Origin of the sequence: Streptosporangium sp. NPDC001559, from assembly GCF_042893955.1 — a bacterium.
Classification (GTDB): Bacteria; Actinomycetota; Actinomycetes; order Streptosporangiales; family Streptosporangiaceae; genus Streptosporangium.
Genome location: NZ_JBIAVG010000028.1, coordinates 1 through 14,239 on the forward strand (window position 1 = coordinate 1; position 14,239 = coordinate 14,239).

At 69.5% G+C, this 14,239-nt stretch carries 12 protein-coding genes; 8 read left to right on the plus strand and 4 right to left on the minus strand.

The features are described from left to right. On the minus strand, positions 1-848 hold an 848-nt coding region (locus ACFYY8_RS39835), incomplete at its 3' end, for an alpha-amylase family glycosyl hydrolase (RefSeq protein ID WP_390050373.1). Between the two features lie 23 nt (positions 849-871). Continuing rightward, positions 872-2,863, minus strand: a complete 1,992-nt coding sequence (locus tag ACFYY8_RS39840) for an alpha-1,4-glucan--maltose-1-phosphate maltosyltransferase (RefSeq protein ID WP_390050297.1) — start codon at positions 2,861-2,863, stop codon at positions 872-874. A 187-nt stretch (positions 2,864-3,050) separates the two neighbouring features. Between ACFYY8_RS39840 and ACFYY8_RS39845 the strand changes: the two genes are divergently transcribed. Continuing rightward, entirely contained in the window at positions 3,051-3,923 is an 873-nt protein-coding gene (locus tag ACFYY8_RS39845) for a helix-turn-helix domain-containing protein (protein WP_390050298.1), read from the plus strand. A 53-nt stretch (positions 3,924-3,976) separates the two neighbouring features. Here the strand turns inward: ACFYY8_RS39845 and ACFYY8_RS39850 are convergent, their stop codons facing one another. After that, complete coding sequence (locus ACFYY8_RS39850) at positions 3,977-5,416, minus strand: FAD-binding oxidoreductase (RefSeq protein WP_390050299.1); 1,440 nt, start codon at positions 5,414-5,416, stop codon at positions 3,977-3,979. A 140-nt stretch (positions 5,417-5,556) separates the two neighbouring features. Further along, the gene (locus ACFYY8_RS39855) at positions 5,557-6,060 is read right to left on the minus strand and encodes a hypothetical protein (protein WP_390050300.1); all 504 of its coding nucleotides are present in this window, start codon (positions 6,058-6,060) and stop codon (positions 5,557-5,559) included. 234 nt (positions 6,061-6,294) lie between these two features. Here ACFYY8_RS39855 and ACFYY8_RS39860 point away from each other — a divergent pair, with 234 nt between their 5' ends. The 7 genes from ACFYY8_RS39860 (at position 6,295) to ACFYY8_RS39890 (ending at position 14,223) form a co-directional block, all read left to right on the plus strand. Next, on the plus strand, positions 6,295-6,783 hold the full coding sequence (locus ACFYY8_RS39860; RefSeq protein WP_390050301.1) for a PPOX class F420-dependent oxidoreductase: 489 nt from the start codon (positions 6,295-6,297) through the stop codon (positions 6,781-6,783). Between the two features lie 124 nt (positions 6,784-6,907). After that, positions 6,908-8,368, plus strand: a complete 1,461-nt coding sequence (locus ACFYY8_RS39865; protein ID WP_390050302.1) for an MFS transporter — start codon at positions 6,908-6,910, stop codon at positions 8,366-8,368. Between the two features lie 348 nt (positions 8,369-8,716). Beyond that, positions 8,717-10,162, plus strand: coding sequence for an ankyrin repeat domain-containing protein (locus ACFYY8_RS39870; protein WP_390050303.1), 1,446 nt, complete (start codon positions 8,717-8,719; stop codon positions 10,160-10,162). A 36-nt stretch (positions 10,163-10,198) separates the two neighbouring features. Beyond that, positions 10,199-10,507 carry a muconolactone Delta-isomerase family protein gene (locus ACFYY8_RS39875; protein WP_390050304.1) on the plus strand — a complete coding sequence of 103 codons (309 nt, stop codon included), beginning with the start codon at positions 10,199-10,201 and terminating at the stop codon, positions 10,505-10,507. 31 nt (positions 10,508-10,538) lie between these two features. Further along, on the plus strand, positions 10,539-11,234 hold the full coding sequence (locus ACFYY8_RS39880) for an EthD family reductase (RefSeq protein ID WP_390050305.1): 696 nt from the start codon (positions 10,539-10,541) through the stop codon (positions 11,232-11,234). A 469-nt stretch (positions 11,235-11,703) separates the two neighbouring features. Beyond that, positions 11,704-12,531, plus strand: a complete 828-nt coding sequence (locus ACFYY8_RS39885) for a type 1 glutamine amidotransferase domain-containing protein (protein WP_390050306.1) — start codon at positions 11,704-11,706, stop codon at positions 12,529-12,531. 45 nt (positions 12,532-12,576) lie between these two features. Continuing rightward, positions 12,577-14,223, plus strand: a complete 1,647-nt coding sequence (locus ACFYY8_RS39890) for a thiamine pyrophosphate-binding protein (protein ID WP_390050307.1) — start codon at positions 12,577-12,579, stop codon at positions 14,221-14,223. Positions 14,224-14,239: the final 16 nt, after the last annotated feature.

The following is a 14,239-nucleotide window of genomic DNA, read 5'->3' on the forward strand; positions in this document are numbered from 1 at the left end:
GCCATGTGGCACTCGTCGCCACCGGTCGCGGGGTCGCCGAAGTACTCGACCACGTCCGCGGGCCACTGGTTGGCCTCGGCCAGCAGCACCCGGTCGGCGTACTCGTCGTCGACGACCTTGCGGACAAGCTTGAGGAAGGAGTGGGTCTCGGGCAGGTTCTCGCAGTTGCCGCCCTCACGGGCGTAGAGGTACGGCACCGCGTCGAGCCGGAAGCCGTCGACGCCGAGGTCCAGCCAGAACCGCAGCACGTCGAGCATCGCGTCCTGCACGTCCGGATTGTCGTAGTTGAGGTCCGGCTGGTGGGAGAAGAAGCGGTGCCAGTAGTACTGCTGCCGGACCGGGTCGTAGGCCCAGTTGGAGGTCTCGGTGTCGACGAAGATGATCCGGGCGTCCTGGTACTCGGCACCGGTCTCGCTCCACATGTAGAAGTCGCCGTAGGGACCCTCGGGGTCGGAACGGGACTCCTGGAACCACGGGTGGGCGTCGCTGGTGTGGTTCATCACCATGTCGACGATGACGCGGATACCGCGCTCGTGGGCGGCGTCGAGCAGGGCGACGAAGTCGTCGATCGTGCCGAAGACGGACTGGATCGCGCGGAAGTCGCTGACGTCGTAGCCGCCGTCGCGCAGCGGTGAGGCGTAGAAGGGGGGCAGCCACAGGCAGTCGATCCCGAGCCACTGGAGATAGTCCAGCCGTTCGATGAGTCCCTGGATGTCCCCGGTGCCGTCTCCGTCGGAGTCGGCGAACCCCCGGATGAGCACCTCGTAGAAGACGGCGCTCTTGAACCAGTGCGGGTTCTCAGGCAGCTCACGGGCGTGTCCGTAGTCCTCGGCGCGGGGTTCGGCCACCACTCCCCGGGCCACACGGGTGCTCACGAGCCGACCACGGTGAGGATCTGGGCGACCGCCTCCTCGGGGTCGATCCTGACGGTGCTCCGAGCGCCCAGCTCCCGTGTCCGGCCGCTGACCTCGTCACGGACCTCGAAGCGCGCCCCCGGCGCCAGCCCGATCGCGGGCAGGTCGAGGATCATCGTGCCCTTCTCGACGCCCGCCGGGTTGAGGGTGACCACGCAGACGACGGTGTCGCCCGTCGGTGGATCGGTCTTGGAGAAGACGAGCAGGTCGTCGTTGTCGACCTTGTGGAACCGGAGCGTCCGCAGTCCCTGCAGCGCCGGGTGGTCGTGCCTGGCCCGGTTGAGGATACGGACCCACGGGGCGATGGAACGGCCCCGGCGCAGTTCTCCCTCGTAGTCACGGGTCCGTAGCTGGTACTTCTCCGAGTCGAGGAACTCCTCGCTGCCCTCCTCGACCGGGAGGTTCTCCCCGAGCTCGAACCCTGAGTACATGCCCCAGGTCGGCGAGAGCAGCGCGGCGAGGGCGGCGCGGATCGCGAACGAGGACGGCCCGGCGTGCTGGAGCGCGAGGGGAAGGATGTCCGGCGTGTTGACGAAGAGGTTGGGCCGCAGGAAATGGGTCGAGGCGGCCAGTTCGGTGAGGTACTCGGTCAGCTCGGCCTTGCTGTCGCGCCAGGTGAAATAGGTGTACGACTGGCTGAAACCGAGCTTCGCCAGACCTTTCAGCATCGCGGGGCGGGTGAACGCCTCGGCCAGGAAGAGCACGTCCGGATGCCGTTCCTTGACACTCCAGATCAGCCTGTTCCAGAAGTTCAACGGCTTTGTGTGCGGATTGTCGACGCGGAATATCCGGACCCCGTGCTCGATCCAGAATTCGACGACGCGCAGGATTTCCGCGTACAGACCCTCGGGGTCGTTGTCGAAATTGAGCGGATAGATGTCCTCGTACAGTTTCGGGGGGTTCTCCGCGTGGGCGACACTCCCGTCGGGCAGCCGGGTGAACCACTCGGGATGGGCCTCGACCCACGGGTGGTCGGGGGCGCACTGCAGCGCGAGGTCAAGCGCGATCTCCAGGCCCAGCAGGCGGGCCTCGGCGACGAGGGCGTCGAAGTCCCCGAGGTCGCCGAGCGCGGGGTGGACGGCGTCGTGCCCGCCCTCGCGGGAGCCGATCGCCCAGGGGGAGCCGACGTCGCCCGGGGCCGCCCGCAGCGCGTTGTTCCTCCCCTTACGGTTGACCTCGCCGATCGGGTGGACCGGCGGCAGGTAGACGACGTCGAACCCCATGTCCGCGATGCGGGGCAGGTCGGCGGCCGTACTGGCGAAGGAGCCGTGCACGGGCCTGCCGCGCCGGTCCAGGCCCCCGGTCGAGCGGGGGAAGACCTCGTACCAGGCGCCGTGGAGCGCCCTGTCCCTGTCGGCCCACACCTCGTGCCGTGCGCCACGGGTCAGCAGCTCACGCGGCGGGTTCATGTCGAAGAGCGCCTGGACCGCGGGGGACAGGGCGGGCGCGGCGCGCTCGGCCGGCGTGAGGTCCTCCCGCCTGAGTACGGCCGCCGCCTCGGTCAGGATCCTCGCCCAGGGCCGCCTCCTGACCCGGTGCGCCTGCCGCTCCAGCAGCCGGGCGCCTCGTTCGAGGTCGTTCGCCAGGCGCCGCGCGCCTGACCCGGTGGCCCCGGGGGCGACGGTGGCTTCGAGCTTGACCTCGACGGTCCGCCGCCAGGTCAGCCACGGGTCGCTCCACGCCTCGACCTGGAAGGTCCACATGCCCTGCCGGTCGGCGACCACGGTCGCCTGCCAGCGGTCGGTGCCCTCGTCGGCGCACGTCATCGGGACCCGGGTCGCGGTCCTGCTCGAAGGGCCCCGCCACACGACGGCGGCGGAGACGGGCTCGTGGCCCTCCCGCCATATCGTGGCCTCGACGGGAAGGTGTTCACCGACGACCGTCTTGGCCGGGTGACAACGGGCTCCGACGACGGGGAAAACGTCGTCGATACCGAGGCGTCCGGTCATTCTTTATCGCCTCCAAATTCGGTGGAAACCGTTTCTCCCATGGTGCGGCCCGTTCCCCTTCCCCGTCTAAAAAGAGAGAACGACCCGGTCAAGTATGCGAAGTGGTAATTCGGCTTCACGTAAGGCTGGTAACGGTGGTACCAGGATGTCTCTGTGATCGGCGCTTCCGGCGATACACACTGGACGTATGGACGTACGACGTGAACTCGCCTCTTTTCTCCGCTCGCGGCGGGACCGGCTGCGCCCCGACGACTACGGCCTGCCGCCGGGACGACGCCGCTCTCCGGGACTGAGGCGGACGGAGGTCGCCCAGCTCGCCGGGATCAGCGTTGACTACTACATCCGCCTCGAACAGGGCAGGAGCGTGCGCCCCTCGGCGCCGGTGCTCGCCGGGCTGGCCCGAGCGCTGAAGCTCACCCCCGACGAGTGCGACTACCTGCACCGGCTGGCCTTCTCCGAGGCCCCGGCCCCCGCCTCCGTGGCGAGTGACCGGCTGCGGCCGGGCGTGCACCGCCTCCTTGAGGGCCTGATGCCCCTCCCGGCGTACGTCATCAGCAGGAACATGGACGTGCTCGCCTGGAACGAGATGGGGGCGGCGCTGGTCGCGGACTTCGGGGCGCTCCCCAGGTCGCAGCGGAACCTGCTGTGGCTGCTGTGCTGCGACCCGGCCGCCCGCTCCCTGTACATCCATTGGGAGAGCGCCGCACGGCAGGGGGTCGCCAGGCTGCGGCTGTTCGCGGCCAGGTACCCCGACGACCAGTCCGTCGTCTCGCTGGTGGGGGAGTTGTCGGTGCGCAGCCCCGAGTTCCGCCGGTGGTGGGCCTGCTACGACGTGCAGGACTGCGGCAGCGGGCGCAAGGAGTTCAACCACCCGGTCGTCGGGCGGATGAGCCTCGACTGGGAGGCGCTGCTGCTGCCCGACGGCAGCGACCAGTACCTGGTCACCTACACGGCGCCCGCGGGCAGCCCGTCGCAGGGAGCCCTCGACCTGCTCTCCGTGGTCGGTGCCGAGACGCTGCAGAGTTCCGCCGACCACCTCGGCGGGGCCGACCGCTGGTAGCGCGCCGCACGACAAGGACCCCGGTCCGAGGGACCGGGGTCCTTCCGTACGGCTCAGTCCTGCTCGGGTCTCGCCGTCAGGTCGACCAGGCCGCGACGGAACACGTTGCGCGGGTCGTACTCCCGCTTCACCGTGGCCAGCCTGTCGTACTTCGCGCCGTAGACCGTCCTGGCGACCTCCTCGTCACCCTGCACGCTGGTGAAGTTGATGTAGGTGCCGCCCTGGTAGGGGACGAGCGCGTCGGCGAAGCCCTTGACCCATTCGACGAGAGCGGGCTTCTCCTCCCTCAGCTCGAAGTCGGCGGCGATGTTGGCGCCGAACGGCAGCGTGGGCGAGGTCGCCGCCGTGGCGTCCTGGTCGCGACGGTCGAGCGCGCCCCCTCCCGCGCTGACCTCGAAGGGGCACATGACCTGGTGGACGATGCCGGAGTGGGACTGCAGCGGACGGCCCGGATACCGGTCGGTCCAGTCGATCGCGAGGTCGATCACCTCGTCGGAGAGCGACTCAAGGTAGACGTGCTTCCAGTAGTGGCCGATGCCGTGACGGAACTCGTCGTCGCAGGCCTGCTGGAGCTCGACGTGCCGCACTGTGCGCAGACCCGAGTAGACGGGTGTGGCCCGCGCGAACATCGGCGCCGTGACCTCGGGCTCCGCGGCCGGGTCCCCGTAGTGCACCGTGGAGATCGACAGGACCGGTGTCCCGCGATGGGCGGTGGGAACCTGAGCCCAGTACGGCGGGCAGTCGTAGAGCCGGGCGTAGGTGGTGACGCTGTCCGGGGCTCCCGGCGCCCAGTCCCGGAAGAAACGCAGCACCTCGGCGCGGTCCCCTGCCGCGTACAGCGCCTGCCGGATCGTCACCAGGCCGGGCAGCGGTACGTAACGGAAGGTGAACGACGTCACGACGCCATAGTTGTGGCCGGCGCCGCGCAGCGCCCAGAACAGGTCGGGGTGCTCGTTCTCCGAGACCGTCAGGATCCGGCCGTCGGCGACGACGACGGTGGCCGCGACGAGGTAGTCCACGGTCATGCCGTACAGGCGGGACAGGTAGCCGATCCCGCCGCCCAGCGTCAGGCCCGCCACACCGGTGTGGGAGACGGCCCCGGCGGGGACGGCCACGTCGAGGTCGGCGCTGAGCCTGTCCACCTCGCCCCAGAGGCAGCCCGCGCCGACGGTGACGGTGCCCGCGTCGGTGTCGAAGGTGATGTCGCGCATCGGTGAGGTGTCCAGCATCACGGCGCCGTCGATCACCGCGGTGCCGGCCACGTTGTGACCGCCGCCCCGGACGGTCACCTCGATGTCCCGCTCAACGCACCAGGTGAGCGCCTCGGCGACCTCCACGGCGTCACGGCACTTCACGATCGCGGCCGGGTGACGGTCCACGTCCGCGTTCCACATGCGGCGCCCCAGCTCGTAGCCGGGTTCTCCGGGCAGGGTCACCGGGCTGGACAGCGCGTCACGCAGCCCGGCGAGAGAGTCGTGGGAAACAGCGGTCATGGAGGATCTCCTACGTTCGAGAGGCGATTTCCGGGCAGGCCCCACCCACGCGGCGGACGTTCTCCCGCCGCGCGGGGTGTGGAGCCAGGGAAAGGTCAGGTGATGTCCCCGCCGTGGACGGCGGAAATGTGTGGCCGCTTTCACTCGTAGCGGCCGACGACGTCCCGTATCAACCCGTTCTCGATGAGATAGGAGTAGGTGAAGGTCTCGGCGCCGCCCGATCCGGTTTCGTACCGGTAGTGCACGACGAGGCGGCCTTCCTTCCATTCCCGGTCGCGGACGTGATATTTACCGCCCGCTTCGAGAACCTCTGGTACGAGAAATCGCTGCATTATTTCCTGGCGGTTGCCGTAGAGCCGGCCCGCACTGTCGAAACGGGCGTCCCGCGCGAAGGTCGCCTCGACCCCGGCGGTGTCTCCCGCGTTCGCCCGCTCGACGAAACGTGCCGCGACCTGCTCCGCGGCGGTGCGGTCCACCGCGGAGGGCGCGGCGGCCGTGGAGGGCGTGGAGGGCGCGGTGGCCATGGGGGATGTGGGGGGCGCGGAGGCGGCCGGGAGGACCGCCGGTGAACTCTGTGAGCAGGCGGCCAGGAGGGCCAGCCACAAAGGCGCCGTCGCGCCCAGGAGTTTCCGCTTAATTGACATGATCCTTCTCCTGTGGCATTCCGGTGCTTATTGGCGGTCGCATCCCCAGTCTGCCCTGCGGGGCGATCGGGATTCCAGTCCGCGGGGCTCACTTCGTTAAATGGTCATAGTGGCCCCGGGTTCCCGGCGAATGCTGGTACTGCGATTACTATCAAATGCAGGGTCTGTATACGGCCCATCCGGCGCGCAATGATTGCCCAGCGCGCCAGGTTCATCGAATCCTGCGGAGGAAAAATGACGACCGAGCAGGCGGGGATCGACTTCCCGGCGACCGTGGAACTGCCCGAATCGGCCAGGGAGCTCGTTGGCTCCGGAGCCCTGGGACACGTGGTGACGTTGAACGAGGACGGCAGCCCGCATGTCACCGGGGTCTGGGTGGGGATCGACGACGGGGACATCGTCTTCGCCTCCATGTTCCCCTGGCGCAAGACGGAGAACCTGTTGCGTGATCCACGTGTCGCCGTCTCCGTCGAGTCACCCGGGTCCCACGCCACCGGCCTCCAGCAGTACCTGGTGGTCCGGGGCAGGGCGGAGGTGACCGAGGGCGGCGCGTTCGAGCTGATCCGGAGGCTCGCCGAGGTCTACGTCGGCGAGGGCGCCCAGATTCCGCCCGACGAGCTCCGCGTCCACACCGGCCACGTGGTGCGGGTGAGGGCGGAGGAGATCGGGGGTGTGGGTCCCTGGAAGGGAGCGCCCCCCGGACTGCCCAAGCACCTGCGCTGAGAGCGCAGGCCCGAGGCCCGGATCGGTCGCCGGTGAGCCGCGGGGCGGGCACCGCCCGCGTCTGTGACAGGAACCGGCCGACCGAACCGTGGCACCGGCCGAACAGCGGATAGGAGAACGAGCCTTGACCACCCATCCCGCAGACCCCGCGGTCAGGGGCGGCCCGTCGGGGCAGGCAGGCCGCCCCGGACTGGCGCTGCTCGTCCTGGCGGGTGCGATCGCGCTCGACGTGAGCGCGCTCGCCGTCCTGAACGCGGCACTTCCCGACATTCGCTCCGACTTCCATATCAGCAGCGCCATCCTGCAGTGGGCGATGACGGCGTACGCCGTCACGTTCGCCGGATTCCTGCTGTTCGGCGGCCGGGCCGCTGACGTCCTCGGCCGCAGGCTGGTGTTCACCGCCGGAGTCGTGCTCTTCAGCGTCGCGGCGCTTGGCGGTGTGCTGGCGCCCAACATCACCGTGCTGGTCATCGCGCGAGCCGTGCAGGGGCTCGGGGCGGCGCTGTCCGGGCCCGCCGCGCTGGCGTTGCTGACCGAGGTCTTCCCCGAGGGGCCGCAGCGCAACAAGGCGATCGCCGTCTACGGGTCGGTCGGCGCGGCGAGCTTCAGCGGCGGGCTCATTGTCGGCGGTGCCCTGACCGAGTTCCTCGGCTGGCGCGCGGTCTTCGCCTTCTCGACGATCCTCGGCGTGGGGGTGCTCGCCGCGATCCGCGCCGGTCTGCCGCCGAGCGTGCGGGTCAACCGCCCGCTCGACCTGCCCGGTGCGGCGATGGTGACGGTGGGCCTGGTGCTCACGGTGTTCGGTGTCGGACGGGGTGGGGACACGGGCTGGGGCGATCCGGGCACGGTCGCGTCGCTGGTGGCCGCGGTCGTACTGCTGGTCGCGTTCGTGCTCTGGGAGCGCAGGCTCGCAGAGCCGCTCCTGCCGGTGGGGATCTTCCGGGTACCCACCGTGCAGGCGGCGACCCTGGCGGCGTTCCTGCATTACGCCGCCGTGATCGCGCTGCTGTTCTTCGCCCCGCTCTACATGCAGGGCGTGCTCGGGTACTCGCCGTTCCAGTCGGGTCTGGCCATGGTGCCGATGGGCCTGACCGTGATCGTCTCGTCCACCATCACCGGCAGGACGATGGCGCGCGTCGGCCAGCGCCCCTTCCTGGTGTACGGCATGCCGCTCATCGGCCTGGGTGTCCTGATGTGGTTCTGGACGCCTGTCGACGGCAGCTACTGGCTGAACCTGCTGCCCGGGATCATCGTCATGAGCATCGGGCAGGGCACCACGTTCCCGGCGCTGACGGCCGCGGCGCTGACCGGTGTCCCGCAGCGGCAGCACGGTATCGCGGGCGCCGTGAACGTGACGACCCAGCAGGTCGGTTCGAGCATCGGGGTGGCCGCCCTGGTGGCGGTCGCCGCCGCCGTGGCGGGTTCCGACTCCGGGGCCGAGGCCCAGCTCGCCGGCTTCCACGCCGCGTACGTCGTCGCGGCGGTCACGACGTTCGTCGGGACCGCGTTCATCGCCCTGGCGCTGAGCAGGCGGCCGAAGACGCGACCGGCACCCCAGGGGGACGCGGACCCACTCGCGGTCTGACCTTCTGCCCCAGTTCCCTCCATCCAGGACGCGGGCCCCGTATCGGATCGACCGTCTGGTACGCGGCCGCCCGCGGCGTGTCGCCCCCGCCGTGGCCGTCGTGCCTCCCCCGCAGCCGGTCGCTGCCGGCGGGGCCCGCTCGTCCGCCCAGGCCGGGCCGCTCGTTGAGCGGCCCGGCCTTTTCGCGTGGCGGGAGAACCGCACCCGTCCGACCGCAACCGAGTACGAAAAAGGGAAAATAACGTAATTGCGGTGGATGTCGCTCCGGTGCCTTGTGCGATCTCGAACGAAATAGTGAGACTTGATGCGGAGATCAGGACAAGAGGGGAACCGCGAAAGGGACGGGAAATGTCAACGGAGCGAACTCATGAGATCGTCCTGCAATACTTCGACCGCCTCGCGTCGGGTGAGGTCGAGAAAGCCATGGAACTGCTTTCCCCGGACATCGAATTCGAACTTCCCGAAGATCGCTGGAACCAGGTGATTCCCTATCTCGGAAAACACCGTGGCGTGACGGAGGTCATGGAGGCGTTCCGGGTCAGGGCGGAGACCACCGAGATCCTGGACTACGCGCTGCGCGACCTCGTCGCCGAGAACGAGACCGCCATCGCGGTGATCTACACCAAGGCCGCGCACACCCGGACCCGCAGGGTCTTCGAGATCGAGGACGCGCACCGGCTCGTGGTCGACGACACGGGCAGGATCGTCGAGTGGAAGGTCTACTTCGACCCCAACTCCGAGATCGCGGCGTTCAACGCCGACCGTGAACGGCGGCTCTTCGCGGCGGTCGTACGGGCGGAGACCGCGCTTGTCGGGGAGCTGATCGGCTTCGGCGCGAACGTGAACCACCGCGATCCCGCCAGCGGCCTGACGCCGCTGATGATGGCCGCGGGAACGGCGCAGCCCGAGATCGTCCGGCTGCTGATCGAGGCCGGCGCCGACATCCACACCGCGGACGCGCGGGCCGGGGCGACCGCCCTGCACAAGGCGTGCCAGGGCGGCAGCCTGGAGGTGGTGCGCTCCCTCGTCGAGGCCGGGGCGTTCGTCGACGCGGTCGCCCCGACGACCGGGCACACGCCGCTGATGGACGCGTTCTGGTACAAGCACCCCGAGCTGGTCGGATACCTCCTTGACCGTGGGGCGGGCCTGAACCTGCAGACCAGCTACGGCTTCTCGCTCAAGGAGCACTTCGAGTACGAGCTCAACGTGAACGCCGTCGGCAAGGACAAGCTGCTGCTGGCCGAGCGGTACCTGCGGGAGCGGCAGGACTCCGACCAGGCCAGGATCACCGGGCAGCGGCTGATGGCGGCGGTCGCCGGGGGTGAGGTCGAGGAGGTCCGGCGGCTGCTCGCGGCGGGCGACGCCGTGGACGAGCGCTTCCCCGTCGTCAACGGCTTCAACGACGTCCACACCCCGCTGCTGGTCGCCGCCCGCGACGGGCACACCGAGATCGCCCGGTTGCTGCTTGAGGCGGGGGCGGACGTCAACGCGGTCGAGCCGACCTTCGGGGCCGTACCGCTGCACAAGGCCGTCTACAACGGCCATGTGGACCTGACCCGCCTGATCGCTGCCTGGCCGGGGACCGACCTGGACTTCCAGGGGGCCACGAACGGCTACACGCCGCTGCACGACGCCCTCTGGCACGGATACGAGGAGTGCGCCCTGATCCTCATGGAGGCCGGGGCCTCGCTCACCCTCGTGGGCCACGACGGCAAGACGCCGCTGGCGCTGGCGGTCGAGATGTTCGGCGCGGAGCACCCGCTGACCAGGCGCATCCGGTCGGCCGTCCGCTGACCGTCCTCTGCGACATCCGTGAGAAGGAGGAAGACAGTGCTGTTCTACGTGCAGATGAAGTGGAAGCACGAAGGCCGGATCACCCTCGACGAACTGTGGGAGATCGAGGCGGAGGAGGCCGAGCACGCCCAAGAGACGGTCGACTCCGGGTTCTGCGTCGGCATCTGGAAGGTGGCCGCGCAGAAGCGGGTCATCGCGATCATCGACTCCCCGGACGCCGAGGAGCTCGACCGAACCGCCCTGGGGCGGCTGCCCATGCGGGAGTACCTCGAATTCGAAGAGGTGTGGCCGTTGCGGGACTACCTGGGTTTCGCCGACGACGTGAAGCGACGCTACAAGGTCTGACCCGCTGGGGGCCGGACCGGAAGGAGAGACGATGATCCACCAGCTCATTTTCGCGGCGCCGAGGCCGGGGATGACCGAGGAGGAGTTCCAGCGCTACTGGCTCGACGTCCACGCCGTGCGGTACGCGAGCAAGATCCCGCAGATCCGCAAGTACCTCATCGACACCCGGGTGCCCCTCGGGAACGACCAGGGCGAGCCGCTGTGGAGCGGTGTCGCGGAGATCTGGCTGAACGACGAGCGTGAGCAGCTGGCCTCCCTGCAGAGCGAGGAGTTCCTGCAGGGCGCCCGCCTCGACGAACCCCGGTGGGCCGCGTTCTGGCGCACGGTCGTGCTGGACACCGACGCGACCGAGATCGTGCCGGGGCCGCCGCTCGCCCGGGACGACTCCCGGATCAAACTGATCACGCTCGTGAAGCGCAGGGAGGGCCTGTCGCTGGCCGGTTTCCGCGCGCGCAGCCTCGGCGCCCACGCCGACCTGGTCCGCGAGGTGCCCGGCCTGCGCCGCTACCTGCAGTGCCACACCCGGGACGGGTACTACGGGGTGGGTGAGGCCGTTCTCGACGCCGCCTACCAGCTGTACTTCGACGACCTGGACGCGCTGGAGAACGCCCTCGGCTCCGCCGCGTACAAGCAGGCGACCGAGGACCTGCTCGAATTCGTCGAGCCGCGTTACGTCCACCGGCTGGTCACACGCCAGCACTGGATCATCGGCCCCGAGCCCAGGTAGACCCCGGCATCACGCCATGGCGTCACCCCACGGCGCCCCATGCCGTACGGCGGGGCGGTCTCCGCCGGCGTGGCGTCGTCCGTCCGCGCCGGGACCTGGCGCTCGTGACCCCGCCACGCCGGGGAGCTCCTCACCTGTCTGGCGCGCCGGAGCCGCCGCGGGCGGCGGGCACGAGCGCCCCAGAGTCGCCCGCGGGGTGACCACGCTGCTCCAGGCCGGGGAGCTGGTTGCGCGGCTCCCGCGGGCGACCTCTTCGATATTGCCCGCCCCGTCAAAACAATAGAAGAGCACAGGCGTCACTAGCACTGCCGAAACTGGCATGCACACTGCCTGGCTCACGGCCTTCCCGCTTGTTACTTTGTCATGTTCACAAAGTAATTCAGGGATGTCGCCGAGTTCTTGTAATCCGACGCGAAGAGCGGTTCAAATTTTGATTACGCAATCGCGAAGCCAAGAATCAGGAGGACGGATGTCCCGCCGAATTCTCGTGGTGCTCTCCGAGTACGGGTACTGGGGAGAGGAACTGGTCGGCCCGGTCGAGGTCTTCGACGCCAAGGGCTACCGCACCACCTTCCTCACCCCCACAGGAAAGCGGGCGCACGCGCTGCCCCCGAGTCTCGACCCGGACTACATCGACCCGCCCCTCGGCCGCTCGGTGACGACTCCGGACATGGCCCGCCGGGCCCGTGACCTGGATGAGTCCGACCGGCTCGACAACCCGCTCAACCTGGAGGCGCTCATCCCCGAGCGTCCCTACTACAGCTCCATCAACTACCTGCGTGACCTGGAGGCCTACAACGGCCGCCTGGCGAGCGCGGTCGCCGACCTGGTCGGCAGCTTCGACGCGCTCGTCATCGTCGGCGGCAGCGGACCGATCGTGGACCTGGCCAACAACGGCCGTCTCCACGAGCTGATCCTCGGGTTCGTCGCGGCGGACAAGCCCATCGTCGGCGAGTGCTACGGCGTGGCCGCGCTGGCCTTCGCCAGGGAGTGGGAGGGCCGCAGGAGCCTCCTGTGGGGCAAGCACGTCACCGGTCACCCCAAGGAGTACGACTACAAGGACGGGACCGGCTTCCTCAACGTCGAGTTCAACATGGGGCCGCCGCCGTACCCGCTGGAGTACATCCTGCGCGACGCGACCGGCCCGGACGGGGACTTCCACGGCAACGTCGGCAAGGAGCTGTCGGTGATCGTGGACTTCCCCTTCGTCACGGCCCGTTCGACCCCCGACTCGACCCTGTCCGGTGAGCTCCTCGTCGAGGTGCTGGAGAACGGCGTCCGCCGCTTCGGCTGGTAGGCGCGCCGGCGGCCTCGTGACGGTGGAACCCCAAGGAGGATGACCATGCCAGGAAGACCTGGGAAGATCGCGTTTTTCGAGCAGCTCGCGGCCGACGGGATCGGCTACATGTTCGGCAATCCGGGGACGGTCGAACAGGGATTCCTGGACGCCGGGGCCGCCTTCGACACCGAGTACGTCCTGGCGCTGCACGAGGGCGTGGCCGTCGGCATGGCCGACGGCTACGCCCGGGCGACGCAGCGCCCGGCACTGGTCCAGCTGCACACCGGCGTCGGTCTCGGCAACGGCGTCGGCCTGCTCTACCAGGCGCTGCGCGGCGGTTCACCGCTGGTCGTCGTCGCCGGGGAGGCGGGAATCCGCTACGACGCCATGGACGGCCAGATGGCGGTCGACCTCGTCGAGATGGCGAGGCCGGTGACCAAGTTCGCCGCCCGGGTCGTTCATCCGTCCTCGCTGCTGCGCACGCTGCGCAAGGCCGTGAAGATCGCGATGACGCCTCCCCGGGGGCCGGTGCTGGTCGTGCTGCCCGCCGACGTCATGGACGAGATCACCACCGAGCCCGTGGTGCCGACCTCGGTACCGTCGACCCGGGTGCTGCCCGAGCCCGGCCTCGTCACCGAGGCCGCGACCCGGCTGCTGGCCGGGCACAACCGCCTGATCCTGATGGGGGACGGGATCGCGGCCAGCGGGGCGCAGCGGGAGCTGGCCGAGGTGGCCGAACGGCTGAACGCCCCCGTGTGGGGGGTGAACCACTCCGAGTTCAACTTCGACCCCACCCACCCCCTTTGGGGCGGTCAGCTCGGCCACATGTTCGGCGCCGACAGCGCCCGGGTGGTCGAGGAGGCCGACAGCGTTCTCATCGTCGGCACCTACGTGTTCCCCGAGGTCTTCCCCAGGCTCGACAGCCCGTTCAAACCGGGGGCGCGGATCGTCCACATCGACCTCGACGCCTACGAGATCGCCAAGAACTTCCCGGTGGACGTCGGCCTGGTGGCCGACCCCAGGCTCACGCTCGCGGCGCTGGCCGGCGAACTCGACCGGCGCGGAGCAGGGACGGTTCCCGCCAGGGCCGGGGCCTCGGAGAACTTCCCAGAGGGCGCGCGGCCCCGCCCGGTGACGCCGCTCCGCGAGGAGGACGTGCCCCACACCGTGCTGGACCGGTTCGTGTACCACCTGGCCCGGCAGGCGCCCGCCGACCTGGTGCTGTTCGACGAGGCCCTGACCGCTTCGGGGCCCCTGGCCCGCCACCTGCCGCCCCGCCTTCCCGGGCACTTCTTCCAGACGCGCGGTGGTTCCCTCGGGGTCGGCATCCCCGGGGCGATGGGCGTCAAGCTCGCCCGCCCGGACCTGCCCGTCGTCGGGTTCACCGGTGACGGCGGAAGCATGTACACGATCCAGGCGCTGTGGACCGCCGCCAGGTACGGCATCGCCGCGAAGTTCGTCATCTGCAACAACCGCCGCTACCGGCTGCTCGACCTGAACATCGAGCAGTACTGGAGGGAACAGGGCATCGGGACCCACCCCCATCCGGCCTCCTTCGACCTGTCCTTCCCCGACATCTCCTTCAGCGGGCTGGCCGGATCGCTCGGCGTCGCCGCCCACCGGGTCGAGAAGGCCGAGGAGGCCGAGGATGCGGTGGCCCGGATGCTCGCGCACGAGGGACCGTACCTGATCGACCTGGTCATCGACTGACACAAGGATTGAGGCG

Excerpts from the sequence above, each read along its gene's own strand:
- ACFYY8_RS39870 (WP_390050303.1), top strand. The coding sequence starts at position 8,717 with ATGTCAACGGAGCGAACTCATGAGATCGTCCTGCAATACTTCGACCGC.
- ACFYY8_RS39860 (WP_390050301.1), top strand. The coding sequence starts at position 6,295 with ATGACGACCGAGCAGGCGGGGATCGACTTCCCGGCGACCGTGGAACTG.
- ACFYY8_RS39890 (WP_390050307.1), top strand. The coding sequence starts at position 12,577 with ATGCCAGGAAGACCTGGGAAGATCGCGTTTTTCGAGCAGCTCGCGGCC.
- ACFYY8_RS39855 (WP_390050300.1), bottom strand. The coding sequence starts at position 6,060 with ATGTCAATTAAGCGGAAACTCCTGGGCGCGACGGCGCCTTTGTGGCTG.
- ACFYY8_RS39845 (WP_390050298.1), top strand. The coding sequence starts at position 3,051 with ATGGACGTACGACGTGAACTCGCCTCTTTTCTCCGCTCGCGGCGGGAC.
- ACFYY8_RS39840 (WP_390050297.1), bottom strand. The coding sequence starts at position 2,863 with ATGACCGGACGCCTCGGTATCGACGACGTTTTCCCCGTCGTCGGAGCC.
- ACFYY8_RS39880 (WP_390050305.1), top strand. The coding sequence starts at position 10,539 with ATGATCCACCAGCTCATTTTCGCGGCGCCGAGGCCGGGGATGACCGAG.
- ACFYY8_RS39885 (WP_390050306.1), top strand. The coding sequence starts at position 11,704 with ATGTCCCGCCGAATTCTCGTGGTGCTCTCCGAGTACGGGTACTGGGGA.
- ACFYY8_RS39850 (WP_390050299.1), bottom strand. The coding sequence starts at position 5,416 with ATGACCGCTGTTTCCCACGACTCTCTCGCCGGGCTGCGTGACGCGCTG.